The sequence below is a fragment of the Streptomyces sp. NRRL S-378 genome (assembly GCF_000720645.1).
GTDB lineage: Bacteria > Actinomycetota > Actinomycetes > Streptomycetales > Streptomycetaceae > Streptomyces.
The window spans coordinates 1-26,799 of record NZ_JOBX01000081.1 but is presented as its reverse complement, the minus strand read 5'-3'; the positions used below and the strand labels follow the sequence as shown (position 1 = coordinate 26,799).

Annotated in this window: 30 protein-coding genes and 1 pseudogene; 21 read left to right on the top strand and 10 right to left on the bottom strand. The window is 71.9% G+C overall.

The genetic code is table 11. From position 1 onward, the window contains the following. Positions 1-251, top strand: a pseudogene (locus tag IH80_RS46515) (hypothetical protein); the annotation flags it as partial. Positions 252-261: 10 nt separating this feature from the next. Continuing rightward, complete coding sequence (locus IH80_RS0134355) at positions 262-738, top strand: macro domain-containing protein (protein WP_030965682.1); 477 nt, start codon at positions 262-264, stop codon at positions 736-738. A gap of 45 nt (positions 739-783) precedes the next feature. On the opposite strand, the gene IH80_RS0134350 is transcribed toward IH80_RS0134355, so the two are convergent. Continuing rightward, on the bottom strand, positions 784-1,242 hold the full coding sequence (locus IH80_RS0134350) for a nitroreductase/quinone reductase family protein (RefSeq protein ID WP_051810244.1): 459 nt from the start codon (positions 1,240-1,242) through the stop codon (positions 784-786). 106 nt (positions 1,243-1,348) lie between these two features. On the opposite strand from IH80_RS0134350, the gene IH80_RS0134345 reads away from it, so the two are divergent. Next, positions 1,349-2,320: a LysR family transcriptional regulator gene (locus IH80_RS0134345; RefSeq protein WP_037881966.1), complete on the top strand. Its 972-nt coding sequence runs from the start codon at positions 1,349-1,351 to the stop codon at positions 2,318-2,320. Between the two features lie 222 nt (positions 2,321-2,542). Here IH80_RS0134345 and IH80_RS0134340 read toward each other — a convergent pair whose 3' ends face one another. Then, positions 2,543-2,728 carry a hypothetical protein gene (locus IH80_RS0134340; RefSeq protein ID WP_030034983.1) on the bottom strand — a complete coding sequence of 62 codons (186 nt, stop codon included), beginning with the start codon at positions 2,726-2,728 and terminating at the stop codon, positions 2,543-2,545. A gap of 180 nt (positions 2,729-2,908) precedes the next feature. Between IH80_RS0134340 and IH80_RS0134335 the strand changes: the two genes are divergently transcribed. Next, positions 2,909-4,258, top strand: coding sequence for a carbohydrate-binding protein (locus tag IH80_RS0134335; RefSeq protein WP_030965679.1), 1,350 nt, complete (start codon positions 2,909-2,911; stop codon positions 4,256-4,258). Between the two features lie 94 nt (positions 4,259-4,352). On the opposite strand, the gene IH80_RS0134330 is transcribed toward IH80_RS0134335, so the two are convergent. From IH80_RS0134330 to IH80_RS0134320, 3 genes are read right to left on the bottom strand one after another with little or no spacing between them, the layout of a single operon-like run. Then, positions 4,353-5,369: a YdcF family protein gene (locus IH80_RS0134330; protein WP_030965678.1), complete on the bottom strand. Its 1,017-nt coding sequence runs from the start codon at positions 5,367-5,369 to the stop codon at positions 4,353-4,355. Positions 5,370-5,391: 22 nt separating this feature from the next. Continuing rightward, positions 5,392-6,972, bottom strand: coding sequence for an N-acyl-D-amino-acid deacylase family protein (locus tag IH80_RS0134325; RefSeq protein WP_030965676.1), 1,581 nt, complete (start codon positions 6,970-6,972; stop codon positions 5,392-5,394). A gap of 8 nt (positions 6,973-6,980) precedes the next feature. Next, positions 6,981-8,273: an amino acid deaminase gene (locus IH80_RS0134320; protein ID WP_030965675.1), complete on the bottom strand. Its 1,293-nt coding sequence runs from the start codon at positions 8,271-8,273 to the stop codon at positions 6,981-6,983. Positions 8,274-8,422: 149 nt separating this feature from the next. On the opposite strand from IH80_RS0134320, the gene IH80_RS0134315 reads away from it, so the two are divergent. Then, positions 8,423-9,175 (top strand): IclR family transcriptional regulator, encoded by a 753-nt coding sequence (locus tag IH80_RS0134315; protein WP_030965674.1) that lies wholly within the window; start codon positions 8,423-8,425, stop codon positions 9,173-9,175. Then, positions 9,172-9,582 carry a RidA family protein gene (locus IH80_RS0134310; protein ID WP_030965673.1) on the top strand — a complete coding sequence of 137 codons (411 nt, stop codon included), beginning with the start codon at positions 9,172-9,174 and terminating at the stop codon, positions 9,580-9,582. The genes IH80_RS0134315 and IH80_RS0134310 overlap by 4 nt, the downstream gene beginning before the upstream one ends. A gap of 129 nt (positions 9,583-9,711) precedes the next feature. On the opposite strand, the gene IH80_RS0134305 is transcribed toward IH80_RS0134310, so the two are convergent. Beyond that, positions 9,712-11,043: a M14 family metallopeptidase gene (locus tag IH80_RS0134305; RefSeq protein ID WP_030965672.1), complete on the bottom strand. Its 1,332-nt coding sequence runs from the start codon at positions 11,041-11,043 to the stop codon at positions 9,712-9,714. 127 nt (positions 11,044-11,170) lie between these two features. After that, on the bottom strand, positions 11,171-12,862 hold the full coding sequence (locus IH80_RS0134300) for a chitinase (RefSeq protein WP_030965671.1): 1,692 nt from the start codon (positions 12,860-12,862) through the stop codon (positions 11,171-11,173). A 381-nt stretch (positions 12,863-13,243) separates the two neighbouring features. Between IH80_RS0134300 and IH80_RS0134295 the strand changes: the two genes are divergently transcribed. From IH80_RS0134295 to IH80_RS0134235, 13 genes are all read left to right on the top strand, one after another. Continuing rightward, positions 13,244-14,185, top strand: a complete 942-nt coding sequence (locus tag IH80_RS0134295) for a hypothetical protein (protein WP_030965669.1) — start codon at positions 13,244-13,246, stop codon at positions 14,183-14,185. A 50-nt stretch (positions 14,186-14,235) separates the two neighbouring features. Further along, positions 14,236-14,937, top strand: coding sequence for a Flp pilus assembly protein CpaB (gene cpaB, locus IH80_RS0134290; protein ID WP_030965668.1), 702 nt, complete (start codon positions 14,236-14,238; stop codon positions 14,935-14,937). Positions 14,938-14,944: 7 nt separating this feature from the next. Continuing rightward, on the top strand, positions 14,945-16,216 hold the full coding sequence (locus IH80_RS0134285; protein ID WP_030965667.1) for an AAA family ATPase: 1,272 nt from the start codon (positions 14,945-14,947) through the stop codon (positions 16,214-16,216). A gap of 9 nt (positions 16,217-16,225) precedes the next feature. Further along, positions 16,226-16,615 carry a TadE/TadG family type IV pilus assembly protein gene (locus IH80_RS0134280; RefSeq protein WP_030965665.1) on the top strand — a complete coding sequence of 130 codons (390 nt, stop codon included), beginning with the start codon at positions 16,226-16,228 and terminating at the stop codon, positions 16,613-16,615. A gap of 1 nt (position 16,616) precedes the next feature. Continuing rightward, entirely contained in the window at positions 16,617-16,985 is a 369-nt protein-coding gene (locus IH80_RS0134275) for a TadE/TadG family type IV pilus assembly protein (RefSeq protein ID WP_030965664.1), read from the top strand. Beyond that, complete coding sequence (locus IH80_RS0134270; RefSeq protein WP_030965663.1) at positions 16,982-18,331, top strand: CpaF family protein; 1,350 nt, start codon at positions 16,982-16,984, stop codon at positions 18,329-18,331. Before IH80_RS0134275 ends, IH80_RS0134270 begins: the two co-directional genes overlap by 4 nt. Beyond that, positions 18,328-19,266, top strand: a complete 939-nt coding sequence (locus IH80_RS0134265; RefSeq protein WP_030965661.1) for a type II secretion system F family protein — start codon at positions 18,328-18,330, stop codon at positions 19,264-19,266. Before IH80_RS0134270 ends, IH80_RS0134265 begins: the two co-directional genes overlap by 4 nt. A 16-nt stretch (positions 19,267-19,282) precedes the next feature. Further along, positions 19,283-20,176: a DUF5936 domain-containing protein gene (locus tag IH80_RS0134260; protein ID WP_030965660.1), complete on the top strand. Its 894-nt coding sequence runs from the start codon at positions 19,283-19,285 to the stop codon at positions 20,174-20,176. Positions 20,177-20,179: 3 nt separating this feature from the next. Next, positions 20,180-20,866 carry a response regulator gene (locus tag IH80_RS0134255; protein ID WP_030965659.1) on the top strand — a complete coding sequence of 229 codons (687 nt, stop codon included), beginning with the start codon at positions 20,180-20,182 and terminating at the stop codon, positions 20,864-20,866. A gap of 110 nt (positions 20,867-20,976) precedes the next feature. Beyond that, positions 20,977-21,222 (top strand): hypothetical protein, encoded by a 246-nt coding sequence (locus IH80_RS0134250; protein ID WP_030965657.1) that lies wholly within the window; start codon positions 20,977-20,979, stop codon positions 21,220-21,222. After that, positions 21,222-21,866: a pilus assembly protein TadG-related protein gene (locus IH80_RS0134245; protein WP_030965656.1), complete on the top strand. Its 645-nt coding sequence runs from the start codon at positions 21,222-21,224 to the stop codon at positions 21,864-21,866. Before IH80_RS0134250 ends, IH80_RS0134245 begins: the two co-directional genes overlap by 1 nt. Before the next feature lie 31 nt (positions 21,867-21,897). Next, the gene (locus IH80_RS0134240) at positions 21,898-22,488 is read left to right on the top strand and encodes a hypothetical protein (RefSeq protein ID WP_030965655.1); all 591 of its coding nucleotides are present in this window, start codon (positions 21,898-21,900) and stop codon (positions 22,486-22,488) included. 3 nt (positions 22,489-22,491) lie between these two features. After that, a complete protein-coding gene (locus IH80_RS0134235; protein ID WP_030965653.1) occupies positions 22,492-23,127 on the top strand; it encodes an OmpA family protein in 636 nt (211 codons plus the stop codon). On the opposite strand, the gene IH80_RS0134230 is transcribed toward IH80_RS0134235, so the two are convergent. The 3 genes from IH80_RS0134230 to IH80_RS0134220 all read right to left on the bottom strand — a co-directional run bounded on the left by IH80_RS0134230 (position 23,128) and on the right by IH80_RS0134220 (position 24,765). Further along, entirely contained in the window at positions 23,128-23,517 is a 390-nt protein-coding gene (locus IH80_RS0134230) for an SCO4225 family membrane protein (protein ID WP_051810242.1), read from the bottom strand. Positions 23,518-23,651: 134 nt separating this feature from the next. Further along, positions 23,652-24,125 (bottom strand): carboxymuconolactone decarboxylase family protein, encoded by a 474-nt coding sequence (locus IH80_RS0134225; RefSeq protein WP_030965651.1) that lies wholly within the window; start codon positions 24,123-24,125, stop codon positions 23,652-23,654. Between the two features lie 109 nt (positions 24,126-24,234). Next, on the bottom strand, positions 24,235-24,765 hold the full coding sequence (locus IH80_RS0134220) for a TetR/AcrR family transcriptional regulator (protein WP_030965650.1): 531 nt from the start codon (positions 24,763-24,765) through the stop codon (positions 24,235-24,237). Between the two features lie 111 nt (positions 24,766-24,876). Between IH80_RS0134220 and IH80_RS0134215 the strand changes: the two genes are divergently transcribed. After that, positions 24,877-25,287: a nuclear transport factor 2 family protein gene (locus IH80_RS0134215; protein WP_030965649.1), complete on the top strand. Its 411-nt coding sequence runs from the start codon at positions 24,877-24,879 to the stop codon at positions 25,285-25,287. Between the two features lie 465 nt (positions 25,288-25,752). Then, the gene (locus IH80_RS0134210; protein WP_030965648.1) at positions 25,753-26,580 is read left to right on the top strand and encodes an alpha/beta fold hydrolase; all 828 of its coding nucleotides are present in this window, start codon (positions 25,753-25,755) and stop codon (positions 26,578-26,580) included. Positions 26,581-26,799: the final 219 nt, after the last annotated feature.

Below are 26,799 nucleotides of genomic sequence, written 5' to 3'. Positions count from 1 at the left end.
AGACGGCATACGAGATTGCCTCTTGTCTCGTGGGCTCGGAGATGTGTATAAGAGACAGCCCCCGCACCACCGCCGCGCCTTCCGGCTCCCGCCCCCGCACCACCGCCACGCCTTCCGGCTCCCGCACCCGCACCACCGCCGCGCCTTACGTCCCCCGTCCCCCGTCCCCGTCCCGCGTCCCCCGTCCCTGTCCCGCGTCCTCCGTCCCCGTCCTGTTCCCGCCCCGCCCCGTTGTCGGTGGGGCGGCGTAGCGTCGGGTGGGTGAAGGCGCTGAGGATCATTGCCGGGGACGCGACGAGTCCGCAGGCCAAGGGGCCGAAGGTCATCGCCCATGTCTGCAACGACATCGGCGGGTGGGGGAAGGGCTTCGTGCTGGCCGTTTCGAAGCGGTGGACGGAGCCGGAGGCTGCGTACCGGGCCTGGCACCGGGGGCGCAGCGGGAACGACTTCGGGTTGGGCGCCGTGCAGTTGGTGCGGGTGAAGCCCGACGTGTGGGTGGCGAACATGGTCGGGCAGCGCGGCGTGCGCACCGGGAGCGGGGGGCCGCCGATCCGCTACGACGCCCTGGAGCGCTGTCTGGCCGTGCTCGCCGGGCATGCCGTCGAGCTGGGGGCGAGCGTGCACATGCCGAGGATCGGCTGCGGGCTCGCGGGCGGTTCCTGGGCGCGGGTCGAGCCGCTCATCACCGGCGCGCTGTGCGAGCGCGGCGTGGACGTGACCGTCTACGACCGGGGGTGAGCCGCCGCCTGCCCGCTCCGGCAGGGGCCGGGCGGGCCGGCCGGCTCAGTGGCCGGGGAGGCGTTCCAGGATCACCAGGGGGATCTCGCGGGGGCGGGCGGCCGCCTGGTCGTCCTCGAAGGGCGGCCACAGGGCGGTCATCATCTCCCAGTACACCTCCCGTTCCGTCGCGGTCGCCGTGTGCGCCGTCGCCTCGACGGTGGCGGCGCCGACCTGGAGGCGGACCTCCGGGTGGGCGGTGAGGTTGCGGTACCAGCGGGGGTGGTCCGGGGCGCCGTCGGCGGAAGCCACGACGAGGAACCGGCCGGCGTCCTCGCCGTAGATCAGCGGAGTGCGTACCGTGTTGCCGGTGGCGCGGTCGAGCGTGGTCAGCAGCAGCGTGGGGACTCCGTGCCAGAGGTGCCCGTCGGCGCCGGCGGTGCTCACGTAGGCGCGGACGTGGTCGAGCCGTGGGCCGGGTCGCGGGTCCGTGGGGTGGTCCCAGTCGACTTCGAGTGTGTGCATTTACCTGTCCTTAGGGTTGTGGCCCCCTGGCGGCTAACGAGCATTAACGATTCTGGATGCGTACGACCCGTAGCGCACGTCTATAGGTCTGGACCAAGCTCTTCGTATGGATCTGGAGCTGAGGCATCTCAAGATCGTCAGGGCCGTCGCCGATGCCGGGAGCCTGACCCGGGCCGCCACTGCCCTCGGTCTGGCGCAGCCCGCGCTCAGTGCGCAGCTGAAGCGGGTCGAGCGGGCGCTGGGCGGCACGCTGTTCGTGCGCGGGCGGGAGGGCGTACGGGCCACCGCGCTCGGGGAACTGGTGCTGGAACGGGCGAGAGTGCTGCTGCCCGCGGTGTGCGAGCTCCAGGAGGAGGCCCAGCGGTTCGCCCGGCAGGGGGCGCACGGCTACCGGCTGGGCGGAACGCACGGTCCGCTGCTCGGCGGTCTCGTGGACCGGCTCGCCCGCGAGGAGCCGGTGGTGCCGGTGACGACCTACACGTCCTGGTCGGAGAAGGAGGTGGCCGGGAGTGTCGCCGACGGCCGCCTGGACTTCGCGCTGGTCGGGGTCTGCGGGGAGAGCGCGCCGCCCGAACCGGGGCGGCTCGCCTGGATGGAGGTGGCCCGTGACCCGGTGCACGTGATGCTCGCCGAGGACCACCCGCTGGCCCTGGCCCGGGGCCCGCGCGAGGAGATCGAGCTGGCCGAGCTGGCCGCCGAGGCGTGGACGGACGTCCCCGGCGACGGGTGTTTCGGCGACTGCTTCGCCGCGGCGTGCGTGCGGTCGGGGTTCGCGCCCGCCTGCGTCTACGAGACCGACACCGCCTCGTGCGTGCACCTGGTGCAGGTGGGGCGGGCCGTGGGGTTGTGCCGGGCCACCTTCCCGGCGACCCCGGGGGTGGTCATCCGGCCGCTCGCCGGGACCCCGCTGGTGTGGCGGCACGTACTGGGGTGGCATCCCGCCGCGCGGGTCGCTGCCCGGGCCGCGGGGGTGCTGGACCATGCGAGGGCCGCGCATGCGGAGGCGCTGGGGCGGTCGGCCGCCGAGGCCGGAGCGGTGGCCCTGCGGGCGGCTGCGGTGCGGTCGCCCGCGGCTTAGCCGCGCTGCGGCCGAAAGATCGGGGCTCCGCCCCTGATCCTGCCCCTCCCGCCCCTGATCCCGCCCCTCCCGCCCCTGAAACGCCGGCGGGGCCGGGATGTGCGGCGGAGCTGGAAGGTCGGGGTTCCGCCCCGGGCCCCGCCTCGGACGGCGGCGGGGCGTGGGGGTGCCCCCGGCGGGGCCGGGGGCGGAGTGGGGCAGCCCTCGGGCCACCTGCAGTGGCTACGGCAGGTAGCGCTCGATGACCTGCGGACCCTCCTTCTCGATCAGCTTCCGGGCCTTCTCGACCCGCTCCGGAGTCGGGTCGTGGCCTGTCGCCATCACGAGGTCCTCGGGGTCGTACGGTCGTTCCCCGCCCGTGAAGAGCCGGTCCGACCGCGTGGGCTGCTCGTCGGGTTCACTGACCATCGCGTACCTCCTACGTCGTCCCCTGGCCCCATACTCCGGCCGCCGCCCCATGAACGCACGTCGGCCGCAGCGCGGCCGTGGGCATAACACCGGGAGAGGGGCCAACCGGCAGCTCCCGCGGGCTGGTTCGGATTTCTACGGTTTCCGCAGACCCCCCACCGGAAACCGAGGAGATCCCCCATGCTCAAGCGACACGCCCGCGCGGCGTGTACCGCCCTGGCCGCCGCCGGGCTGCTGCTGGCCGGGACGGGCGGCGCCATCGCCGACCCCGCCCCCGCAGTGCCCTCGGCGGCAGCCACCCTCCGCACCTCCGACGCGTCCCCCGAGCTGCTGGCCGCCATGCAGCGCGACCTCGGCCTGACCCCCACGCAGGCCAAGGCGCGTCTCGTGCACGAGGCCGAGGCCGGTGCCACCGCCGCCCGCCTCCGGGACCGGCTCGGCGCCGCCTTCGCCGGGGCCTGGGTGGACGGTGCCGACGCCGCCGTGCTCACCGTGGCGACCACCCGGGCCGCCGACGCCGCCGCGATACGGGCCACCGGCGCCCGCGCGAAGCTGGTCAGCCGTACCCTGGCCGACCTCGACGGCGTCAAGGCCGCGCTGGACCGGGCCGCCGGCGCCGCGACCCCCGTCCGCTACGTCGACCCGCGCTCCAACACCCTCGTCGTCGAGGAGACCGAGGCGGGCGCGGCCGCCCGGCTGCTCTCCGCGACCGGCACCGACCCGGTGCTGGTCACGGTGGTCCGCACGGCTGAGCCCCCGCGTCCCCTGTACGACCTGCGCGGCGGCGACGCGTACTACATGAACGGCAGCGGCCGCTGCTCGGTCGGCTTCCCCGTGACCAAGGGGACCGTGAACGGCTTCGCCACCGCCGGGCACTGCGGGCGCGCCGGGACCACCACCACCGGGTTCAACCAGGTCGCCCAGGGCTCCTTCCAGGCGTCCGTCTTCCCCGGCAACGACATGGCCTGGGTGGCCGCGAACACCAGCTGGACCTCGACCCCGTACGTGAAGGGCAGCGGGGGCGCGAACGTGCAGGTCGCCGGCTCGGTGCTGCAGCCGGTCGGGGCCTCGGTGTGCCGGTCCGGCTCGACCACCGGATGGCACTGCGGCACGATCCAGCAGCACAACACCAGCGTCACCTACCCCGAGGGCACCATCTCCGGCGTGACCCGTACGACGGTCTGTGCCGAACCGGGCGACTCCGGCGGCTCCTACATCTCCGGGAGCCAGGCCCAGGGCGTGACCTCGGGCGGCTCCGGCAACTGCTCCAGCGGCGGAACGACCTTCTTCCAGCCGCTGAACCCGATCCTGTCGGCGTACGGGCTGACCCTGAAGGTCACGGGATCCGACCCGGGCCCCGGCCCCGGTCCCGGTGAGCCCGAGCCGGGCGGCACCTGGAAGGCCGGAACCGTCTACGCGGCCGGTGCCACCGTCACGTACGGCGGCTCGACCTACCGCTGCATCCAGGGGCACCAGGCGCAGCCCGGCTGGGAGCCGCCGAACGTCCCGGCGCTCTGGCAGCGGGTCTGACGGACCGGCGGACCGCGCGAAGCCGGGAACCGGTGCCGTGACTGCCAAGGGGGGAGTCACGGCACCTCGCCCGTTTCCCGTTCGCCTCCGGGTGTCAGACGAGGACCGCGGCCAGTGTGCCGAGCGCACCGAAGACGGCCAGCAGGCCGCAGATCACCAGGTTCACCGTCCGGTGTTCCCAGAAGACCGCGACGAACTCCCGGATGGTGGCGCTCGGCCAGTAGTACTTCGCGGTGGGGGAGCCCAGTACCTGCCCGTTGACGCCGGTCTTGCGCGCCAGCATCGCGGCCCGGAAGGCGTGGAAGTTGTTGGTGACCACCACGCACCGGTAGGCCGGATCGTGCGCCTCCATGATCTCCCGGCTGAAGCGCATGTTCTCCTCGGTCGTCGTGGACCGGTCCTCCAGCACGATGTGCTCCGCCGGAACGCCCTCCGCGATCAGCCAGTCCGCCATCGCCCGGGCCTCCGCGACCTTCTCGTCCGAGCCCTTGCCGCCCGAGACGAGCAGCACCGGCGGCCTGCCGCTCCGGGCCAGCTGGCTCTCGTAGATCTGCTGCCCCTTGCGCAGGCGCGACGCCAGCAGCGGCGGCACACGGTCCCCGCCGACCAGGCCCGAGCCCAGCATGACCACGTGGTGGACGTCGCCGCGCACCTTGATCCGGCCGTAGAAGAAGGCGTAGCCGAGGAAGCAGAAGAAGACGAAGGAGACGTAGCCGGCGACGACGGTGAGGGTGCCCGCGATGCCGCCCAGGACGGGGGAGCCGACCACGGCGACCAGGATCAGCAGGGCGATCAGGGCGAAGATCGCGAGGCCCGCCAGCATCGACAGCAGGTTGGCCGGGCGGAAGCCCTCCTTGCGGATCATGGTCATGCCGTTGCGGACGAGGAAGACGCCCAGCGCCAGGATGCCCAACGCGGGGGAGGCGAAGGCGAGTACGGAGACCGTGACCGCGGCCCAGAGGGGCAGCTTGGCCACTTGGAGGAAGAGGGCCGAAAAGGCGGTGAGGAAGGTCAGTCCCAGGAGCACGGCATTGCTGAAGCGGCGCCGGTCCTGCCGGACGCTTATGCAGAACGCGAGGAAGAGCAGGGCGGCGAGGGCGAAGGCGACCATGGCGCCATCGTAGGTGCCGGATTCACCGGCGACCGCGCTCGGTTCGGCGCACCGACCGCCCGGCCAGCACCTGGGTCCGGCGCCCGTCGCGCATCACGAACCGTCCGTCGATCAGGACGTGCGGGATCCCGGCGGGCGGCGTGCGGGGCCGTTCGTACGTGGAGCCGGCCGCGACCGTGTCCGGGTCGAAGAGGACGAGGTCGGCGCGGTGTCCCACGCGGACCAGGCCCCGGTCGGGCAGCCGCAGCCGCGCGGCGGGGCGGCCGGACAGGTGGGCGACGCACTCCTCCAAGGAGAGCAGACCGAGTTCACGGACGTAGTGGCCGAGGTAGTGCGGGAAGGTGCCGTAGGCCCGCGGGTGCGGTTTCGCGCCCTGCAGGATGCCGTCGGAGCCGCCGGTGTGGGCGCGGTGGCGCATGATCGCCCGGACGTTCTCCTCGTGGCCCACGTGCTGCAGGACCGTCGGCGCGAGCCGGTCGCCGATCAGGAGCCGGCGGGCGGTGTCCCAGCCGTCCAGGCGGGTGCCGACGTGGCCGGCGTACGCGGGATCGGCGACGCCCGAGATCTCGATCGTCGACCAGTCGACGGGGACGCCGTGGCAGCCGTCCGCCCCCTCCTGCTCCAGGACGTGGCGGATCCGCCGGGCCTGATCGTCGTCGCGCAGCCGGGCGAGGACCGCCTGCGGGCCGCCCTCGTTCGCCCAGCTGGGCAGCAGCGCGACGAGGGTGGTGCAGCCGGGGGTGTACGGGTAGCTGTCCAGCGTGATGTCGGCGCCCCCGTCCAGGGCCGCGTCGAGGAGGGCGAGCAGTTCGGGGGCGCGGCCCTCGTTCTCACCGAAGTTCATGGTGGCGTGCGCGAGGTGCAGGGCGCAGCCGGCCCGCCGGGTCAGGTCCACCATCTCGGCGTAGGCGGTGAGGGCGCCACGGCCGTAACTGCGGTGGTGGGGGCAGTAGTAGCCGCCGTAGTGGGCCACTACCCGGCACAGTTCGGTCAGTTCGGTCCCGGAGGCGTACATGCCGGGGGTGTAGGTGAGCCCGGAGGACATGCCGACGGCGCCCTGGGCGAGGCCGTCGGCGACGAGCCGCCGCATCCGGTCCAGCTCGGCCGCGGTCGCCGGGCGGTCGTCCCAGCCGACGGCGTGGGCGCGGACGGTGCCCTGGGGGACGAGGTAGGCGGCGTTGACGGCCACGCCCTCGCCGCCGAAGCCGCGGTCCAGCCGGTCGAGGTACTCGCCGACCGTGCGCCAGTCGAAGTCGACGTCGTCGCCGGGACCGTTCCAGCCGGCGATCGCGGCGCGTACCGCGTCGAGGGTCCGGTCGTCGACGGGAGCGTACGACAGGCCGTCCTGGCCGAGGACTTCGAGGGTCACGCCCTGCGCGGCCTTCGCGCTGTGGTCCGGGTCGCGGAGCAGGGCCAGGTCGCTGTGGGCGTGCATGTCCACGAAGCCGGGGGCCAGGGCGAGACCGTGCGCGTCGACGGTCTCGCGGCCCCCGGACAGCCTGCCGACGGCGGCGATCCGGCCTTCGTGGACGCCGACGTCGGCGGTGTACGAGGGGCCGCCCGTGCCGTCGACGACGCGGGCACCCCGGACGACCAGGTCCACGGCCGGGTCTAGAAGAAGGTGCGGACGTAGTCGGTGACGGTGCCGTCGTCCTCCACGACCGGGATCAGCGGCCACTTCTCGAAGATGGTGCAGGGGTGGGCCATGCCGAGGGAGACCCAGTCGCCGACCTCCAGCGGGGTGGCGTCGGCGTCCGTTTCGATCCAGGCGTGCTGGTCGGACAGCTTGGTCACCCGGATGCCGGTCGCGGTGCGTTCGACGCCGTCGCGGGCGCTGCGCACGGCGAGTACCTGGGGCAGGCCGAGGTCGTAGGCGATGTCGCGCTTGCCGGCGTTGACGAAGGCCTGGCCGGGCGTGGGCCGGGAGACGACCTGGGTCCACAGCCGGAAGGCGGGGAGCAGGCCGCCCTCCTCGGGGACGCGGTTGAAGGGGGTCAGGCCCGAGTACCACCCGTGGTCGTGGGAGACGTACGCGCCGGAGCGCAGCAGCGGCAGGACGGGCAGCGACAGCTGCGGGATCTCGGCGAAGACCTCGGCGACGGCGTCGAACCATTCGCTGCCGCCCGCGCTGACGATGACCTCGTCCAGGCCGGTGCCGGTGAAGAGGCCCTGTTTGTCGAGATCGGCGGCGAGCGCGGTGAGGCGGCGCAGCCAGGAGCGGACGGTGTCGGCGTCGGCACCGGGCATGGTGGCCTCGTAGCCGGCCACACCCGCCAGGCGCAGGGCGGGGGACGCGGCGACGGCCTCGGCGACGGCCTGGCATTCGGCGTCGGTACGGATCCCCGTGCGCCCCTCGGCGCCGGCACCGAGCTCGAGGACGACGTCGAGGGTGGCGCCGTGGCCCTGCAGGGCGGCGTCCATCAGCTCGACCCCGCGGACGGAGTCGACGTAGCAGACGAACCGGAAGCCGGGGTCGGCGGCGAGCTCGTCGGCGACCCAGCGGAGGGCGGGAGCGTCGACCAGCTCGTTGGCCAGGAAGATCGTCCGGATGCCGAAGGCGCGGCAGACGCGGGCCTGGTGGGGCATCGCGACGGTGATGCCCCACGCGCCGTGGTCCAGCTGGCGGCGGAAGAGCTGCGGGGCCATGCAGGTCTTGCCGTGCGGGGCGAAGGCGAGGTCGTGGCGGGCGGCGTAGGTGCCGAGGGCGGCGAGGTTGTGTTCCAGCGCGTCCGCGTCGAGGGTCAGGACGGGGGTGGTGAACCCGCCGGTGTGCAGGTCCCGGCGCTGGGCGGCGAGCTGCCCGACGGTGAGGCCGTCGGTCTGGGCGTCCGGGGGGAGTCCCTTGAACCGGTGGTCCACCGGCTCGTCGGCGAGGTCCTTGACGGGGTCGCTGGCGCTGGCCATGCGGATGCCTCCCGGGTGTGTTGCGTCGGCTGCAACGGTCGTTGCGTGTGCCACTGCATGCTGTCTAACATCCCCGGTGACGGTGGGTCAACGTGGCCCCGTTCGGCGCCGCTGCGGGGCTCGCCCCGAGGGTCACGGAGGGACGGCGGATGAGCCAGTCGGTGGAAAGGGCACTCGGCATCCTGCCGTTGCTCGCGAGGGGGCCCGCCGGCCTCGGGGCGGTCGCCGACGAGCTCGGCGTCCACAAGAGCACCGCGCTGCGCCTCCTGCGCACCCTGAACGAACGCGGGTTCGTCTACCGCTGCCCCGACGGCCGCTACTGCCTGGGCGCACGGCTCTTCGCGCTCGCCGCCGAGGCCATCGAGAACCTCGACGTGCGCGAGGTCGCCCGCCCCCATCTGGCCGAGCTGAACCGGGCCACCGGGCACACCGTTCACCTCGCCCTGCACCAGGACGACGAGGTCGTGTACGTCGACAAGGTCGACAGCCGCTACCCGGTGCGCATGTACTCCCGTATCGGAAGGCCCGTGCCCCTCACCGTCGCCGCCGTCGCCAAGCTGCTCCTCGCCGATCTCCCCGAGGCCGAACGCCGGGCCCTGGCCCACCGCATCGACTACCCGCGCTACACCGCCCGCTCCACCCCGGACGCCGAGGCCTTCCTGCGCGAACTGGACCTGGTGCGCGCGCAGGGCTGGGCCACCGACCTCGGCGGCCACGAGGAATCGATCAACTGTCTGGGCGCGCCCGTGCGCGGTCCCGACGGGCGGGTCGTCGCCGCGCTGTCCGTCTCAGCGCCCGGCGTGGTCGTCACGGCGGAGGGGCTGCTCGAACTGCTGCCGCAGGTACTGCGCACCGCCGGTGCCATCAGCCAGGACTATTCAGGAGTACAGGAGACAGCGTGACCGAGAAGACCGCCATCGCCCCCGCCACCCACACCGTCCCGCCCGCGAGGTTCTCGCACGGCGTGCGCAAGGGGAACATCCTGCAGGTCGCCGGCCAGGTCGGTTTCCTCCCGCACGTCGAGGGGCGGCCGCCGACCCCGGCGGGGCCGACGCTGCGCGAGCAGACCCTGCAGACGCTGGAGAACGTCCGCTCGGTCCTGGAGGCCGGCGGCGCCGGCTGGGACGACGTCATGATGATCCGCGTCTACCTCACGGACACGGCGCACTTCGCCGAGATGAACGGCATCTACAACGCCTACTTCGAGGAGCAGGGTCTGAAGGAGGCGCCGGCTGCCCGCACCACCGTGTACGTGGGCCTGCCGGACGGGCTGCTCATCGAGATCGACGCCCTCGCCGTCCTCGGTTGACGCCGTGACGCCGTGACGCCGTGACGCCCTGACAGGCAGGACGTCACGGCGTGCCGGACGCCCCGCCGCAGGGGAGGGGGACGCCCCCTGGCGGCGGGGCGCCCCCGGTTCAGGTGCCCGCCTCGACCACTACGAGCAGTACTGGGCCTCCTTGCCGATCGAGCGGTACATGCAGTCCGCGTTCTCCAGCAGCTGGAGCACCGCGTCCTTGTTGCGGGCGGTCTCGCGGTCGATCACCTCGTCCGGCGGGTAGAAGCCGCCGCCGCCGCTCTCCGGGTACATCTCGAAGGTGTAGGAGAAGATCTTCTGGTTGCCCCACAGCCAGTCGTCGATCGTCCCGTCCGTGATGTACAGGTCGCTCGCCTGCTCCGGCGTGTAGCCGTTGCTGGCCGCCATGCTCGTGCCGATCTTCTTGTAGACGGCGAGGTCGTCGGCGGTGAGGCCCGGGGCGGTGTCGTTGTAGGTGTAGCCGAAGGGCCACAGCACGAGCTCGCTGTAGGTGTGGAAGTCGATCGCGGCCTTGATCTGCTGCTTGCCGCCGACCACCCGGCTGCGCACGAAGTCCGAGACGGCCTTCACCTCGGGCGCCGACTCGGCGGCCGCGCCCCGGTAGGTCTCGGAGCTCTTGCTGCTGCTGGAGCCGCCGCAGCAGCCCCACTTGTAGTTCCAGTTCCGGTTCTCGTCGGTGCCGACGTAGGAGGATCCGGAGTTCGGCTGCCGGTTCTTGCGCCAGGAGCGGTAGGAGCCGGTGGCGATGTCGTACTCGCCGCCGTCCGGGTTGAGGTCCGGGACGATCCAGATCTCGCGGCCGTTGACGGCGTTGGCCACCCGGGAGTCGGTGCCGTACTTGGAGGTGAACTCCTTGAGCAGGTACAGCGCCATCTCGACGGTCAGGTGTTCGCGGGCGTGCTGGTGCGCGGTGAAGAGCACCTCGGGCTCGGACTCGTCGGTCGCGACGTTGTCGCTGATCTTGATGGCGAGGAGGTCCCGGCCCTGGTACGACTTCCCGATCACCCGCTTGGACGCGATCGCCGGGTACTGCGCGACGAGCTGGTTGATCTCGGCCGTCGCCTCGGCGTAGTTGTGGTATTTGGAGTCCGCCGAGGGGAAGTCCATCGGGCTCGCCGCGATGCCGGGCATCGAGCGGTCCGGGGGGCCGGGCAGGGCGGTCAGCTTGTAGCCGAGCTCCCTCAGCTTCTTGGCCTGCATGGTGTCGGCGCTGACCACGACCGTGTGGTCGTCCACCTCGTCGATCGAGACACCCGTGCCGAGCAGGGCGGTGCGGTCGGCGACGGTGGAGGGGCCGTGGATCCGGTACTGGACGATGGCCTCGTCCTGGGTGGCGGTGGAGGGGCTGGGCGGTGGCGATGCCGTCGCGCTCATGCCGTAGGCGGGTGCGCCGAGCGCGAGCGCCAGCAGGGCCGCCGTCAGGCCGGCCCTCCGACGGGTATGGAGCCGCATGCGTTCTCCTGGGTGGGGAGTGTGGGGGTAGCCGTGCGGACGCGCTCAGCGTCCTCTCGTGGCATGTCCCGGTCAAGGACCTCGGCCGTCGGCCGAACCGTTCCGGCCACCCCCACACGTCTACCGCCTACGGCAGCCCGTGGACCTTGGGACCCACCGAGTTCGACCAAGCACTACCCGCCTTGGCGTCCCAGTTGGTGGACCAGGTCATCGCACCGCGCAGCCCCGGGTAGGTCTTCGACGGCTTGAAGGATCCGCAGTTCGTGCCGCGGGTCAGGCAGTCCAGGGCGTTGTTCACGATGGTCGGGGAGACGTAGCCGCTGCCCGCGCCGCTGGGGGAGGCCGGGACGCCGATGCCCACCTGGGAGGCGTCGAGGCCGCCCTCCAGCTGGATGCAGGCCAGCGCGGTGAGGAAGTCCACCGAGCCCTGGGAGTAGACCTTGCCGTCGCAGCCGTTCATCGAGCCGCTGTTGTAGTACTGCATGTTGACGACGGTGAGGATGTCCTTGATGTTGAGCGCCGTCTTGAAGTAGCCGCCCTGCGTGGACTGCATGTCGATCGTCTGCGGGGCCATGGTGATGACGAGCGAGGGGCCCGCCTTCGCGGACAGGGCGCGCAACGCCTGCGTCATGTAGGTGGGGTTGAGGCCGTTCTCCAGGTCGATGTCGATGCCGGTGAAGCCGTACTCCTGCATCAGGGCGTACGCGGAGTTCGCGAGGTTGGTCGCGGAGGCCGAGTCGTTCACCGTGATGGTCCCCTTCTCGCCGCCGATGGAGAGGATGACCGACTTCCCGGCCGCCTTCTTCGCGGCGATGTCGGCCTTGAACTGGGCGACCGTGTAGCCGCCGAGGCCGGCCGAGTCGAGGTTGAAGGTGATGGCGCCGGGCGTGGCGGTGGCGTCGGCGAAGGAGACGGCGATGATGTCGTACTGCGCGGAGACATCGGAGATCTTCTGGACGGTCGCGCCGTTGTTGAAGTTCTGCCAGTAGCCGGTCAGGGCGTGCTTGGGGACCGCCGGGTTGCCCGGGTTGCCGCCGCCGGTCGTGGTCCCGGTCACCGGTGCGGACTTCGGACCCTCGCCCGTCGCGTTGTACGCGCTCACCTGGAAGGAGTACGAGGTGGCGGGTGTCAGCCCGGTGATGGCGGCGGAGGTCCCGGTCACGGTCTGCACGCGGCTGCCGTCCTGGTAGACGTGGTAGCCGGCCGCTCCGCCGACGGCGTTCCAGGCAAGGGTGAGGCCGTTCGCGCTCTGGCCGGAAACGGCGGTCCCGGCCGGTGCGCCCGGGATGCCCGGGCCGGGGTCGGTGCCCCCGCCGCCGTCCGGGCCGAAGACGCTGAAGTCGTCGACGACGTAGGCCGGCTGGCCGTACCAGCCGTGGGTGTAGACGGTCACCTGGGTGGTGGAGGGGCCGGTGGTGAAGGTGGTGGACAGCTTCTGCCAGCCGCCGCCCGAGCCGGGGGTCCAGGTGGAGACGTCCTGCGTGCCGGTCCCGGTCGCGCCGAGGTAGACGTAGCTGCCCTGCACCTGCGTGCTCAGGGTGTACGTCGAGTTCGGCTTGACCGTGACGGTCTGGCTGCAGCGGGCGTTGTCGGATCCGGCCGGTGTGGCCTTCAGGGCGCCGGCTCCGGCGTACACGGGCGAGGAGACGGCGGCGCCGCTCCCGCCGGAACAGGACCAGTGGGCCAGACCCGACTCGAAGCCGCCGTTGCGGGCGACGTTGACGTCCGCGGCCTGCGCGGTGCCGGTGGCGAGGGCCGTCAGCGCCCCGGCGGCGACGGTGACGGCGAGCGGGAGGGAGAGGGAGCGTATGCGGTTCACGTGGGCTCCGTGGGGGGAGGTGGGGTGGTGAGGGGAGAGCCGGGCCGTGCGGGGCGGGGCCGACTCGCGGCGTGCGCTGCCAAGTTGGTCCAGACCAATCCTCGTGTCAAGAGTCTTCGCAAAGTGGCTTGAAATGGCTCAATGCGCGATCCCTGTTGTCCGGGTTTCCCGTCACCTGTGACCGCTGCCTTACGCACGGGAATCACCAAGCCCCTGACCTGCCCGGGGTGACGCGGTTATGGTGCTGGGGCAAGGGGGGATGGACGACGGCCGTCCGCGGTCGCGCACCGGTGCGCGCACGCGACGCGGCTGCGAGGCGTCCCCGTCGAGCGCGCGAGAGTCCGGGCGTACGGGGAAACGTGGGGGAACGGGGGAATTCGCGTGCCGACCGCCATCGCTGTCACCAGCGCCGATCTGGTGCTTCCGGCCCCTGACCGGCACACGCCCGGGGCCGCCCTGCTGCACCCGCCCGAACAGCACGATCTGGAGGCCGCGCTCGCCGGCACCAGCGCCCTGCTGGAACGGCACGGCCACCTCGTGGCCCTCGTGCCGCCCTGGCTCCCGCGCCCCACCGTCCAGCGGCTGCACACCGTCCGGGCCATCCTGGAAACCGACCGGATCGCGCTGCTCGACATCGATCTGCCGCCGCTGGGAACGGCCCTGCTGGCCCGTCAGCTGCGTCAGCTGAGCGTCTGCGACTTCAGCCCCGGAATCATCGCCTCCGCGGCCCGGCTGCTGTCCCACTACATCTACGCCGGCGCCCTGCTCGGCTCGGTCGCCAAACTCGACCGGGTCCGCGTGCCCGTCGGGCTCGGGGCGCACGCCCGGTCCTGGTCGCCGGGCGCACAGTTCGCCGTACTCGCCCACCCGAGACCGCACCTCGCCAGGCTGGGATCCACCGGCGGCGGACGCGGCGGGGCGCACGGGGGCCGGGGCGGCTCCCCGGGCGGTGCCCAGGCCGCGGCGGCGGTCCTGCCCGCCGGCCCCGACTTCGCCACGCACCTCACGTTCGCGCGCGGCCAGCTCACCTCCGACTGGGTCGCCGCCGAACTCGCGCCCGCCTGGCAGGTGCAGGGCGTCATGGAGAACCCGCTGCCGGCCGCCTCACCCGCCTGGTGGGGCACCCCCAAGCTCGTCGAGTTCACCGCCGGCATCCCCGACCTGTCCGTGCTCTACCAACTGGTCGCCTCGGTCCGCCGCGAGCAGTGCCGCTGGTGCGGCCTCGAACTCATCGGTGACCGCTGCGGCTTCTGCGCCGCCCCGCTCGCCGCCCCGCCGCCGTCCGCGGCGGCGCCGGCGGGCACCGGCCGCTCGAGACCCTGACCGACCACCGAACGTACGGATGAAGAAAGAACGGCGAGGTAGTACGGCCTATGAACTCACGCCAGCGCCGCGGCGTCATTCTGCTGCTCCTGTCGGTCCTCTGCGCCCTGGGGGCCTTCGCCGGAGTCCTCGTGGTGATCGGCGACGTCAACTCCAAGGTCGGCTCCGAGGTCGTCGCCTACCGCGCCAAGGCCGACATAGCGCCGTACAGCCCCCTGGGGGCGGGCCAGTTCGAGGAGGTCAGGATCCCCGAGCGGTGGCTGTCCGCCACCGCCGTCACCGACCTCGGAGCACTCAAGGACAAGATCGCGCTCACCACCCTGAAGAAGGGCTCGCTGCTGCAGGCGGACATGTTCGTCGACCGGCCGCAGCTCCAGCCCGGTGAGCAGGAGATCGCCATCATGATCGACGCGGCGACCGGCGTGGCCGGGAAGATCACCTCCGGCGCCAAGGTCAACATCATCGCCACCTTCAAGGGCGCCAAGGACACCGAACCCTCCCGTTCGGTGATCATCGTGGCCGACGCCCGGGTCCTGAACGTCGGCAAGCTCACCGCCCTGGAGAAGGACGGCGACCGCAAGGGCCCCTCCGAGGCCGTCCCGATCACCTTCGCCCTCAGCACCAAGGACACCCAGCGCGTCGCGTACGCCGAGTCCTTCGCGGAGCACGTGCGCCTGGCCCTCGTCGCCCCCGGCACCGACTCCGCGCCCGCCGCCGGCGACCGTACGTACACCCTCGACGGGGACAGGTGAGGCCCGGATGACCACGCGAATCCTCCCCGCGGTCGGCGACCCGGACGCCGCGCGCATCTTCTCCACCCTGCTCAGCCAGCTCCCGTCGGCGGAGCCCGCCACGCCCGTCCCCGACTCGACCACCCTGCTGGACACCCTCGCCCGGCTCGCCGTCGACTCCCTCGACGACCTCCCCGAGGTGGTCCTCGTCCACGAGCGGATCGGCCCGGTGCCCGCCCTGGAACTCATCCGGGAGGTCGCCCTCCGCTTCCCGGCGGTGGGCGTCGTCCTGGTCTCCTCGGACGCCGGCCCTGCGCTCTTCTCCGCCGCGATGGACTCCGGCGCCCGAGGTCTCGTCGGCCTGCCGCTGTCCTACGAGGAACTCGCCGCCCGCGTCCAGGCCGCCGCGCAGTGGTCCGTGGGCGTCCGCCGCCACCTGGGCAGGGGCGCGGCCGACACCTTCACCGGGCCGGGCGGACGCGTGGTCACGGTCACCGGGGCCAAGGGCGGCGTGGGCACGACCTTCACCGCCGTCCAGTTCGCCCTGGCCGCGGCCGCCTCGGGCCGGCGTACCGCACTGGTCGACATGGACCTCCAGGCCGGCGACGTGGGCTCGTACCTCGACGTGCAGTTCCGGCGCTCCCTCGCCGACCTCGCCGGGATCCAGGACATCTCGCCGCGGGTCCTCCAGGACGCGGTCTACGAGGACCGCACCGGGCTCGCGCTGCTGCTGGCCCCGGCCGACGGCGAACGCGGCGAGGAGGTCGACGACCGGGCCGCCCGCCACATCGTCGGCGCCCTGCGCAGCCGCTACGAGCTCGTCGTCGTCGACTGCGGGACCCAGGTGACCGGAGCCAACGCCGCCGCGGTGGAGATGGCGGACGTCGCGGTACTGGTCACCACGCCCGACGTGATCGCGGTACGGGCCGCCAAGCGCATAGTCCGCCTGTGGGAGCGGCTCCAGGTCCGCAAGGCCGAGGACACCGCGATGGTCGTCAACCGCTGGAGCAAGCACACCGAGATCCAGCCCGCCCTGATCGAGAAGATCACCAAGACCCGTGCCACCCGCACCCCCGTCCCGGCCGCCTTCAAGGAACTCCAGGCCGTGGTGGACGCGGGCCGCGTCCAGGACCTCGACAACCGCTCGACGGTCAAGCAGGCCCTGTGGGCCCTGGCCGGCGAACTCGGCCTGCTGGCCGCCCCGGACACCCCGGCGCCGGCCGCCGGCCCGCCGGGCGGCGCCCTGACCCTGCGCGCCGCGGGCACGGTCTCCCGCCTGCGCCGCGGCCGGGAGGGCTGAGGGATGCGCATGCCCGCCCGGAGAGGGGCCGGCGGAACCCGGGACGACCGGAACCGGGACCGGGGCCAGGTGGCGATCGAGTTCGTCGGCACGGTACCGCTGATCCTGCTCCTGGTGGCGGCGGTGTGGGAGTGCGTCCTGATCGGCTACGCCTTCTCCCTGGCGGGCAACGCGGCGGACGAGGCGGCCCGGGCGGGGGCGGTGCACGGGCACGCCGCGTGTGTGGCGGCGGCGAAGGAACACATCGGCGACGCCTGGGGTCCGCAGGCCGAGTGCCGGAAGTCCGGGGACATCTACCGGGCGAAGGTCACCCTCGGCATCCCGGTCTTCTTCCCCGGCCTCGACTTCGGCGAGATCGACGGCACCGGCGGCGCCGCGCTGGAGAAGGAGACCGAGTGACATGAGGCGGCGAATCCGCTCCGACCGGGGCCAAGTGGCCCTGGAGTACATCGGCTTCATACCGATCCTGCTGTTCGTCGCACTGTGCGGGATCCAGCTGGGCTGGGTCGCGTACGTCCACGAGCAGGCGGACACGGCCGCCCGCACCGCGGCGCGCGTCGAGGCGCAGCACCGGGGCAGGGGAGAGGCGGCGGGGGTGGCGGCCGTCCGGGAGGGTCTCGGCGCGCGCGTCGTCGTGAGCAGGACGGCCGACGCCGTCACGGCAGTCGCCACCATCCCCGTCCACTCGATCATCCCCGGGCTGGACCCGCACGACGCCACAGCCACGGCAGTCATGCCCGACGACGACCCCGAGGTGACCGGACCATGAGCCTGCGTTCCCGGGTCAGCACCCCCGACGACCGCCACAGCCCCCGCGAGGACGGCCGGCTGGTCTCCTCCTACCGCGCCAAGCTGCTGGAGGAGATCGACCTCGCCGAGATGTCCGCGCTCGCGCCCGCCGAGCGCCGGGCGCGCCTGGAACGCGTACTCGGGCACATCATCAGCCGCGAGGGACCCGTCCTCTCCACCGTCGAGCGCGCGCAGCTCATCCGCCGCGTCGTCGACGAGGCCCTCGGACTCGGCGTGCTCGAACCGCTCCTCGAAGACGCCTCCATCTCCGAGATCATGGTCAACGGCCCCGACCAGATCTTCGTCGAGCGGTCCGGCCGCGTCGAGCAGCTCCCCCTCCGCTTCGCCTCGCACGAGCAGCTCATGCAGACCATCGAGCGCATCGTCTCGACCGTCAACCGCCGCGTCGACGAGGCCAATCCCATGGTCGACGCACGCCTGCCGAGCGGCGAGCGCGTCAACGTCATCATCCCGCCGCTTTCCCTGACCGGCGCCACCCTCACCATCCGCCGCTTCCCGCGCGCCTTCACCCTGCACGAGATGATCGCCCTCGGCTCCCTCGACGAGCAGATGCTCCTGCTGCTGTCGGGACTGGTCCAGGCGAAGATGAACGTGATCGTCTCCGGCGCCACCGGCACGGGCAAGACCACCCTCCTCAACGCCCTCTCCGGCCTGATCCCGGAGGGCGAGCGCATCATCACCATCGAGGACTCCGCGGAGCTCCAGCTCCAGCAGGCCCACGTCATCCGTCTGGAATCACGGCCGGCGAACGTGGAGGGCAAGGGCCAGATCACCATCCGCGACCTCGTACGCAACTCCCTGCGCATGCGCCCCGACCGCATCATCGTCGGCGAGGTCCGCGGCGGCGAGACCCTCGACATGCTGCAGGCCATGTCCACCGGCCACGACGGCTCGCTGGCCACCGTGCACGCCAACAGCTCCTCGGACGCCCTCACCCGCCTGCAGACCCTGGCCTCCATGTCGGAGGTCGAGATCCCCTTCGAGGCCCTCCAGGACCAGATCAACAGCGCCGTCAACGTCATCGTCCAGCTGACGCGCTTCGGTGACGGCTCCCGCCGCATCACGGAGATCTCCATCCTCGAATCACACGGCCGCGAACCCTTCCGGATCAGCACGGTCTGCCGGTTCGTCGCCCAGCCCATGGGGCCCGACGGCCGCGTCCACGGCTTCTTCGAGTACTACCCGCTGCCGCGCCGCATCGCCGAACGCCTCTACATGAACAACCAGCCCATCCCGCAGGCCTTCGGCGTCGCACTGCCCGACGACCCCCTCACCACCCCGCACATCACACGGACCGGCCTGTGAACCCACTGATCCTCCTCACCCTCGGCATCACGCTGGTGGCCTGCGTCCTCGCGGTCGTCGGCCTCCATGCGTACGCGGCCGGGCGCGCCCAGCACGCCGCCCTCGTCGAACGCCTCTCGGCGAGCGGCGCGCCCGCGCCGCACGGGCGGGTGCGCCGTTTCCGCAAGATCGACCGCCGCCTGCGCACGACGCGGTTCGGCCGCCGGATCGAGCAGAAGCTGGCGACCACCGGCCTGGACCTCATGCCGGGCGAGTTCTTCGTCTACATGCTCGGTTCGATCGCGGGCGTCTGGCTCATCGCGTCGTCCCTCCTCGCGCCGTTCTTCGGGCCGGTGGCCGGACTCATCGGCGTCTGGGCGGCGAACGCGTTCCTGGCCTGGCAGCGGGCACGGCGTACGGAGCGCTTCATCAACCAGCTCCCCGACCTGGCCCGCATCCTCGCCAACGCCACCCAGGCCGGGCTGGCCCTGCGTACCGCCATCGGCATCGCGGCGGAGGAACTGGAAGCACCGGCGGGCGAGGAACTCGCGCGGGTCGCCGACCGGCTCGCCGTGGGCCACTCCATCGAGGAGTCCCTGGGGGAGCTCACCGAACGCCTGCCGTCGCGCGAACTCGTCGTCCTCGTCTCCACCCTCGTCCTGTCGGCCCGGGCCGGCGGCGCGATCGTGGACAGCCTGCGCAACCTGACGGTGACGCTGGAGCAGCGCAAGGAGACGCGGCGCGAGATCCGCACCCAGCTGTCCCAGGTCACGGTGACGGCCTACCTGGTCCCGGCGATCGGGCTCGGCTCGCTGCTCCTCGTCGACATGATGATGCCGGGTGCGCTGGACCGGATGACGGGTGCGTTCTTCGGGCAGACGGCGGTCCTCGTCGCGCTCGGCCTCTTCGCGCTGGGCTTCGTCCTCATCCGCCGCCTGTCGAAGATCGACGTGTGAGGGGGCGGACGGGACGATGACGGCACTCCTCCTCGCGCTCGCCGTGGCCCTTTCGGTGTTCGGCGCCTTCCACGGCATCCGCCTCTACCGGGCGGACGTGAAGCTCCCCAGCGACCTGGCCCTGGCCCTTGAGGTCGGGGCGACCCGTACGACGGCCGTCGGTTCGCTGGTCGACCGCATCGGCATCCGCTGGGCGCCGGTGGTCCTGCGCGCGATGGGCGCGAACCGGGTGGCGCGCAAGCGCCGGCAGATCGACATGGCGGGCAATCCGGCGGGTCTGACGATCGACCGGTACGCGGCCCGGCGTGCGGTGTACGGGGCCCTGGGCGCCGCGGGCGCCTTCTCCATGCTGGTCAACGGCCAGCTGGTCGCGGCCCTGCTGATGGTGGCCTTCGGCCTGTTCTGGATCGAGGTCGGCCTGTGGTCGGCCATCCGGGTCCGCCGTGACCACATCGAGCGGACGCTGCCGGACTTCCTGGACGTCCTCGCCGTGGTGGTGAGCGCGGGGCTGGGCTTCCGGCAGGCGCTGGACCGGGTGGCGGGCAAGTACGAGGGGCCGTGGGCGGACGAGATCCGCATCACGCTCCAGCAGATGGACATGGGCGTCAGCCGTCGGCAGGCCTTCGACGAGCTGCGGCGGCGCAACGACAGCGAACAGGTCGCCCAGTTCGTGACGGCCCTCCAGCAGGGCGAGGAGCTGGGCTCCCCGATCGTCGACACGCTGATCGCGATCGCCGAGGACATGCGCCGTACGGACGCCCAGAACGCCCGGCGGCGAGCGGCCCGGGCCGTGCCGAAGGCGACGTTCGCGGTGACGATGTTCATGCTGCCGGGCACGCTCATCCTTCTGGTGTGCGGCTTCGTCTACGGCGCGAACGTCGACTTCGGCGCACTGTTCGGGGGTGGCTGAGCGATGGCGCGGCTGAGCGTGCTCATCGCCGACGGGAACCCGGTCATCAGGGCGGGCCTCGCGGCCATCCTGGGCGCGGCCGTGGACATCGAGGTGACGGCCCAGGCCGCGGACGGCCGCGAGGCCCTGAGCCTGACCCGCCGGCACGCGCCGGACGTCGTCCTGCTGGACGTCCGGATGCCGGGGGTGGACGGGATCTCGGCCCTGCCCCATCTGGTGATGCTGGCGCCCGTACTGATGGTGACGTACAGCAGGGAAGCCGAAATCGTCCGTGAGGCACTGCTGTTGGGTGCCGGGGGCTACCTGGTGCACGGCGAGTTCACTGCGGACGAGCTGCTCAGGGCCGTGCACGACGCGCCCCTGAACCGCCCCCACTTCACCCCGACGGCGGCGAGCGCCCTGCTGACGGAACTCAGGGCCTCTTCGCATCCGCAACGAGATGTGGCACAGTCGTCCGAGCGGATGCACAACTCTGTTGTCTTCGGGCTGAGTTCCCGGGAGGTGGAGATCATGGATCTGATCGCGTCCGGAATGAGCAATCAGCAGATCGCCGCCACCTGCTTCATCAGCGAGAAGACCGTCAAGAACCACATCAACCGCATCTTCGCGAAGCTCCGCAGCGCCACGCGCAGCGAGGCGATAGCCCGCTGGCTGGGAACCGCCCGTCCAGGAGTGACCGGTCATGGGTAGACAGAGTGCGCAGTGGGTCCGTAATTGGGTCCCGGGACCCTTGGTCACGACTGGTGACTCGCCGTACCGTCCGCAGATCGACACCGGTACCGGCCCGGGAGGGAACCCCCATGTCACAGAACACGCTGCTGAAGGCCGCCGTGGAGGCGCGGATCAGGGTGAACGGATGGGCGGACACGGCCGTGACGAGGCTCCACAAGCGCCACGCCCAACAGGACCGCGGCCAGACGGCCTTCGAGTACCTCGGCATCATCCTGGTGGTGATCGTGATCGTCGGAGCGATCGTGGGCTCCGGCGTCGGTTCGGAGATCACCAAGCGCATCAAGCAGGCGGTGACCGACATCAAAGCCGGCTAATGGTCACCGGCGGCACGTATGGGGGTGACCGGGGGCAGGCCTTTCCGATCTACGTGGTGGTCGTGGCGGGGTTGCTCTTCGCCGCGCTCGCGTTCTTCGCGGTGGGCCAGGCGTCGGTCAGGCGCAGTGACGCCCAAGGCGCTGCGGACGCCGCGGCTTTGGCGGCTGGTCGTGAGGCCAGGGACAAGGTGCTCCTCGGCCTCGATCTTCCTTCGGTGGAGGCCGGCGTCTGGAAGAAAATCGCCGATGGGGAGTTCTTCGAGGTCGGCGAAGCCTGCGCGGCGGCAGAGGCCTTCGCAGCGAAGAACGATGCCAAGGCCACATGTGCGGCCGCCCTCCCCCGGTTCACCGTCACTGTGGAGACGAACGGAACTGTGGGGGATTCGGTGGTTCCCGGCACCAACGGCATGCATGCGACGGCGAAGGCCACGGCCCTGATCAAGCCGAGGTGCCACCTGGCGAGCGTCGCCAGTCCTAGCCCCACCCCCACCGCGCCGTCAGGTGGGGCATCGCCGTCTCCCACGCCGAACGCATCGGCAGTGACCTTCGCTTGTGGTGGGGAGACGGTCAAGCTCGACCCGATGAAGCCGGGCTCGCTCAAGGCATTGACCAGACAGCTGTTCAGCGTGCGACTCGTCGGCTGACAGGGACCGAGAGACAAGGAAGCGTTCATAGATGAGCATTCGGCGCATGGTGAGGGTCCGCGGGGGCATGGCCGTTGCGGGTGCGGCGGTCATGGCCGTCACGTTGGCCGGGTGCGGTGATGGCGGTGACGGCAAGTCGGCTGAGCCGCAGAAGCCCGCGAGTGCCCCGTCCAAGGGGACGGCGTCCCAGAACGCAGCTCCGAGCACGGGCCAGAGCTCGGAGCCGACCGAAGTCATCGCCACCCTGAACGGACAGGCCGGCATGGCGCTGGAGATCAACTCTGTGCGGCGCGATCCGGGTGGCTTCCTCACCGTATCCGGGCAGCTGAAGAACACGGGCAGCCAGTCCTACAAGGACACGGTTGCGTGGCGCGGCATCGAACTCAAGGGGACCGGAGAGTCGGTCGCCGGCGCGACACTGGTCGACAAGGTGGGTAAGAAGCGCTATTACGTGCTTCGGGACACGGAGTCCAGGTGCCTGTGCACGACGGGCGTCTCCAGCGTCGACCCCGGCCAGGTGATCCCGTTCTTCGCCCAGTTCCCGGCACCGCCGAGCTCTACCAGCGAGGTGGAATTCAGCCTCCCGACCTTTGCCACGGCCACCGTCAAAATCTCTGGGTGACCCATGACCACACGCCATCGCGCAGCCGCCGCCACCGCAGTCTCTGCACTCGTCATCGCCGGAGGGTCCGTCATCGGGGCCGGCTCCGCACACGCCGATGACGTGAAGCCCTCCGTGCCCCCCGGCACGGAGCCGTCCGCCGCCGCGCCCGTGGCGATCGACTCCAACGCGCCCGGGCTGAAGATCCCGCAGGGCGGAACCCTGGCACCGGTCAAGGTGCTGGACATCGCCGAGGTCGTCGAAGACCTCGGCGGCGAGCAGCGGCGGCAGGAGACCAACGAGACCGTCATGATGGCCCTGCAGGCCGAGGTGCTGTTCCCCGAGGACAGCGCCGTCTTCAACGCCCAGGCGGCCGCCCGGATCCAGGCCATCGGGAACGAGATCAACCAGTCCAAGGCGACCCGCATCCGGGTCTTCGGTTTCACCGACGACCAGGGCAGCTACGAGCACGGCAAGGAGCTGTCCAAGCAGCGGGCCGACGCCGTGCACGCCGAGCTGACCAAGACCGTGACGAACCCAGGCGTCGTCTTCGACGTCCGCGGGTACAGCGAGGACTACCCGATCGCCGACAACAGCACCGAAGAGGGTCGCAAGAAGAACCGCCGCGTGGAGATCACCTTCCCGCGCGGCGCCGGCTAGTCAGCCGGACCGCGGCGCGGACGCGGCAGGGCGCGGCCGCCGTCGGAGGCGGCCACGGGAGGCCTCCACGATCGTTCCCAGTACGAGCGACTGCGCCAGTACGCACAGGACGAGCTCGCCGAGGAAGAGCCACGTCCCGGGCTGGCTGCCACCCCCGGGCGCCGGCGGCCCCTGGATCAGCGACACGAACAGGAACAGCGGGAACGCGAACAGTGCGGGCAGCACCCCTATGAAGCCGGGGTCCGGCGCGAACAGCGTGACGGCCGTTGCGATGGCCACGGCGACGCCGACGAGCCCCAGGTAGATCGCCGAAGCGGGGTTCGCGAAGGTCAGGCGGACGAGCGTGCGGGCGGTCATCGGTTCCCCCAGGTGTGTGGCGACTGGCTCCATGGTCGGGAGGATCCGGCGTCCTGTCGTGAGTACGCGTACCCAGACCGGTGTGGGCCGGCGGCCCGGGGCCCGTCGGCCCGGGGGCCCGTCGGCCCGGGGGCCCGCCGGCCCGGGTACGCGTGCGGTGGGAGAGGTCAGCCGAACTGGCCGGGCTGGTAGTCGCCGGCCGGCTGCTGGATGATCACGTTCATCCGGTTGTAGGTGTTGATCAGCGCGATGAGGGACACCAGCGCGGCCATCTGGTCCTCGTCGTGGTACTTGGCCGCGTTCGCCCACGCCTCGTCCGTGACCCCACCCGCCGCGTCGGCGATGCGCGTGCCCTGCTCGGTCAGCTCCAGGGCCGCCCGCTCGGCATCGGTGAACACCTTCGCCTCGCGCCAGGCCGCGACCAGGTGGAGGCGCTGCGCGGTCTCCCCGGCGTGCGCGGCGTCCTTGGTGTGCATGTCGGTGCAGGCGCCGCAGCCGTTGATCTGGCTGGCCCGGATCTTCACCAGCTCCTGGGTGGCCGCGGGGAGGGTCGAGTCCGAGACGACCTTGCCCGCGGAGTTGATGTACTTCGCGAACTTGGTGGCGACGGCGTTTCCGTAGAAGTTCAGTCGTGCGTCCATGGCGGTCTCCTGGTCTCGGGGCTGCTTGCCGTGTCGGTGGTTACACACCACTGACGGATCCCGTCGCACGGATGTGACCGCCGGACGCGCCCCCCGTGAGTGACCTGCGTCACTGCCGCAGGAGGGCCTCCGCGACCTCGCGCGCCCTGCGGGCCGGCTCCGGGCCGGGGCTCAGGGCGGCCACCGTCGTCGCGCCCTCGACCAGGATCAGCAGCTGGTCGGCGAGCGCGGGCGGGGCCGCGGCCGGGACGAGTTCGGCCAGGAGGGCGCGGAGCTCGGCCTTGTGGACGCGGACGACCTCCGGTGCGGCCGCGCCGAGCTCCCCGTACGCGTTGAGGAACGCGCAGCCGCGGAAGTCCGGCTCGGAGAACCACCGCGCCAGCCAGTCGAAGACGGCCAGGACCGGCGGCTGCGCGGACGTCGCCACCGACTCGCGCAGGCTCGCCGTCCAGCGGCGGTCGCGGCGCTCCAGGTAGGCCGTGACCAGGGATTCCTTCGCCGGGTAGAGCCGGTACAGGCGCTTGAGGGGGACGCCGGACGCGGTGCGGATGCGGTCCATGCCCACCGCCTGGATGCCGTGCCGGTAGAACAGCTCCTCCGCCGCGTCCAGCAGTCGGGTCCGTGCCTCTTCGTCGTCCATGAGGGCAGGGTAACCCGATGTCCCTTGCGGTGAGAACGCTCGTTCTCCTAGGGTGGGCGGGAACTGGAGAACGACCGTTCTCCTCTCTCCTTCCGGAAGGACGCACGCACCATGACCCGTCCGCCCCTCCCGCCCTTCACCGACGCATCCGCCCGAGCCAAGGTCCAGGCCGCCGAGGACGCCTGGAACAGCCGTGACCCCGAGCGCATTGCCCTCGCCTACACCGAGGACTCCGTCTGGCGGAACCGCGACCGCTTCCTGACCGGCCGCGACGAAATCCGCGCGTTCCTCGCCGACAAGTGGGAGCGCGAACTCGACTACCGGCTGCGCAAGGAGCTGTGGGCCCACACCGGCAACCGCATCTCCGTCCGCTTCGAGTACGAGTGGCACGATGCCTCCGGCCAGTGGTGGCGCAGCCACGGCAACGAGCAGTGGGAGTTCGACGACGACGGCCTGATGCGCCGCCGCGAGGCCAGCATCAACGACGTACCGATCACCGCGGAGGACCGCCGGATCCTCTGAACGGGCGCATGGGTGCGGCCAGTCAGACGCGAGCCCGGGTCCGGGTACGCCCGCCCCTGGACCAGGCCTGGTCCCGGGTCCGGGTACGCCCGCCCCTGGACCAGGCCTCGGTGGCAACCCGTGCCCAGGGCGCGGCACCGACGAACCCCGATGGGGTCACTGCGCGCTGCAGTCGCGCCGTTCGTCCCGCCGGCTCTCGTCGCGGGCTGCGGCCCGGGCGCCTGTGCCGGACCGGCCGGAAGGGGCGACAGCGTGCATCTGCAGCAGGGGCGAGCGCGCCGACGTCCAGCACCCACCACGCCGGCGAACACCCCGCACCGCAGCGGTCCCTCCGCCCAGCGCCCCGGCGAGCGGGACGCGTGCTGCTCGGTCACAACGCCCACCCGACGGTGAACCGCGTCTGAGAGGATGATCAGGGCTCTGCGGGGGCGGCCGGCAGGGCATCTCGGGCAAGGGGGACCGGTTATGGCACGGGCTCAGGTGAACGGCGTCGAGCTTTTCTACGAGATCGAGGGTGACGGGGAACCGCTCGTCCTGGTCCACGGCTCCTGGACCGACCACCACAGCTGGCACGCCGTCCTGCCGCACCTCACCCGCGCCCACCGCGTGCTCGTCTACGACCGCCGCGGTCACAGCCGGAGCGAGCGCCCGCCGGGTCAGGGCACCCGGGCCCAGGACGAGGACGACCTGGCCGCGCTCATCGAGATGCTCGGCGCACCCGCCCACGTGGCCGCGAGCTCCTTCGGCGGCTCGGTCGCGCTCGGCCTCGCCGCCCGCCGCCCCGAACTGCTGCGCAGCCTCGCCGTCCACGAGCCGCCCCTGACCGCCGTCGTCGCCGGCGATCCGGAGCTCGACCGGCTGATGCGGGACGCGCAGGCGCCCATCGACGCCGTCATGGCGGACGTGCGCGCGGGCGAATCCGAGGTCGGCGCGCGCCGGTTCGTCGAGGAGGTCGTGTTCGGGCCGGGCGCGTGGGACGGGATGCCGGACGCGGCCCGCCGGACGTTCGTCACCAACGCCCCCACGGCCGCCGACGAACAGGGGGACCCGCACTGGGACACCGTGGACCTCGCCCGGCTCGCCGGCTACACCGGCCCGGCCATGCTGAGCAAGGGAACCGACAGCCCGGCGTGGTTCGGCGCGATCGTAGACCGGCTCGCGCGCGTGCTGCCCGGGGCGCAGGCGCGGACCCTGCACGGCGAGGGTCACGTCCCCCACCTCACCGCCCCGCATCGCTACGCCGACCACCTCCTGGGCTTCCTCGCCTCGACGGCCTCGGCGGACCGCTCCTGACCGGCCGTCCGCCGGATGCGTGCCGCGGGGTCCCCGAGCGTGCTCGCGGCTGGCGGTTTGTCATGGGTAAGTCACAACACACTCGTTAGCCGTTGCTGGTTGCAGATGCGATGTATGTTGGTTGTAGTGGTCACACTGGTGTTCGTTCGAGAGTGCGGGGGAGTGTGGGATGAAGTTCGACATGGGGACGCAGGTTCTGACGAACCTGATGTCGGGTTC

What these genes read in the sequence shown, in the direction of transcription:
- IH80_RS0134350 (WP_051810244.1), bottom strand. Translation starts at nt 1,242, where the DNA reads ATGCACACACTCGAAGTCGACTGGGACCACCCCACGGACCCGCGACCC.
- IH80_RS0134345 (WP_037881966.1), top strand. Translation starts at nt 1,349, where the DNA reads ATGGATCTGGAGCTGAGGCATCTCAAGATCGTCAGGGCCGTCGCCGAT.
- IH80_RS0134340 (WP_030034983.1), bottom strand. Translation starts at nt 2,728, where the DNA reads ATGGTCAGTGAACCCGACGAGCAGCCCACGCGGTCGGACCGGCTCTTC.
- IH80_RS0134335 (WP_030965679.1), top strand. Translation starts at nt 2,909, where the DNA reads ATGCTCAAGCGACACGCCCGCGCGGCGTGTACCGCCCTGGCCGCCGCC.
- IH80_RS0134330 (WP_030965678.1), bottom strand. Translation starts at nt 5,369, where the DNA reads ATGGTCGCCTTCGCCCTCGCCGCCCTGCTCTTCCTCGCGTTCTGCATA.
- IH80_RS0134320 (WP_030965675.1), bottom strand. Translation starts at nt 8,273, where the DNA reads ATGGCCAGCGCCAGCGACCCCGTCAAGGACCTCGCCGACGAGCCGGTG.
- IH80_RS0134315 (WP_030965674.1), top strand. Translation starts at nt 8,423, where the DNA reads ATGAGCCAGTCGGTGGAAAGGGCACTCGGCATCCTGCCGTTGCTCGCG.
- IH80_RS0134305 (WP_030965672.1), bottom strand. Translation starts at nt 11,043, where the DNA reads ATGCGGCTCCATACCCGTCGGAGGGCCGGCCTGACGGCGGCCCTGCTG.
- cpaB (WP_030965668.1), top strand. Translation starts at nt 14,236, where the DNA reads ATGAACTCACGCCAGCGCCGCGGCGTCATTCTGCTGCTCCTGTCGGTC.
- IH80_RS0134285 (WP_030965667.1), top strand. Translation starts at nt 14,945, where the DNA reads ATGACCACGCGAATCCTCCCCGCGGTCGGCGACCCGGACGCCGCGCGC.
- IH80_RS0134280 (WP_030965665.1), top strand. Translation starts at nt 16,226, where the DNA reads ATGCCCGCCCGGAGAGGGGCCGGCGGAACCCGGGACGACCGGAACCGG.
- IH80_RS0134275 (WP_030965664.1), top strand. Translation starts at nt 16,617, where the DNA reads ATGAGGCGGCGAATCCGCTCCGACCGGGGCCAAGTGGCCCTGGAGTAC.
- IH80_RS0134270 (WP_030965663.1), top strand. Translation starts at nt 16,982, where the DNA reads ATGAGCCTGCGTTCCCGGGTCAGCACCCCCGACGACCGCCACAGCCCC.
- IH80_RS0134260 (WP_030965660.1), top strand. Translation starts at nt 19,283, where the DNA reads ATGACGGCACTCCTCCTCGCGCTCGCCGTGGCCCTTTCGGTGTTCGGC.
- IH80_RS0134255 (WP_030965659.1), top strand. Translation starts at nt 20,180, where the DNA reads ATGGCGCGGCTGAGCGTGCTCATCGCCGACGGGAACCCGGTCATCAGG.
- IH80_RS0134250 (WP_030965657.1), top strand. Translation starts at nt 20,977, where the DNA reads ATGTCACAGAACACGCTGCTGAAGGCCGCCGTGGAGGCGCGGATCAGG.
- IH80_RS0134245 (WP_030965656.1), top strand. Translation starts at nt 21,222, where the DNA reads ATGGTCACCGGCGGCACGTATGGGGGTGACCGGGGGCAGGCCTTTCCG.
- IH80_RS0134240 (WP_030965655.1), top strand. Translation starts at nt 21,898, where the DNA reads ATGAGCATTCGGCGCATGGTGAGGGTCCGCGGGGGCATGGCCGTTGCG.
- IH80_RS0134235 (WP_030965653.1), top strand. Translation starts at nt 22,492, where the DNA reads ATGACCACACGCCATCGCGCAGCCGCCGCCACCGCAGTCTCTGCACTC.
- IH80_RS0134230 (WP_051810242.1), bottom strand. Translation starts at nt 23,517, where the DNA reads ATGGAGCCAGTCGCCACACACCTGGGGGAACCGATGACCGCCCGCACG.
- IH80_RS0134225 (WP_030965651.1), bottom strand. Translation starts at nt 24,125, where the DNA reads ATGGACGCACGACTGAACTTCTACGGAAACGCCGTCGCCACCAAGTTC.
- IH80_RS0134220 (WP_030965650.1), bottom strand. Translation starts at nt 24,765, where the DNA reads ATGGACGACGAAGAGGCACGGACCCGACTGCTGGACGCGGCGGAGGAG.
- IH80_RS0134215 (WP_030965649.1), top strand. Translation starts at nt 24,877, where the DNA reads ATGACCCGTCCGCCCCTCCCGCCCTTCACCGACGCATCCGCCCGAGCC.
- IH80_RS0134210 (WP_030965648.1), top strand. Translation starts at nt 25,753, where the DNA reads ATGGCACGGGCTCAGGTGAACGGCGTCGAGCTTTTCTACGAGATCGAG.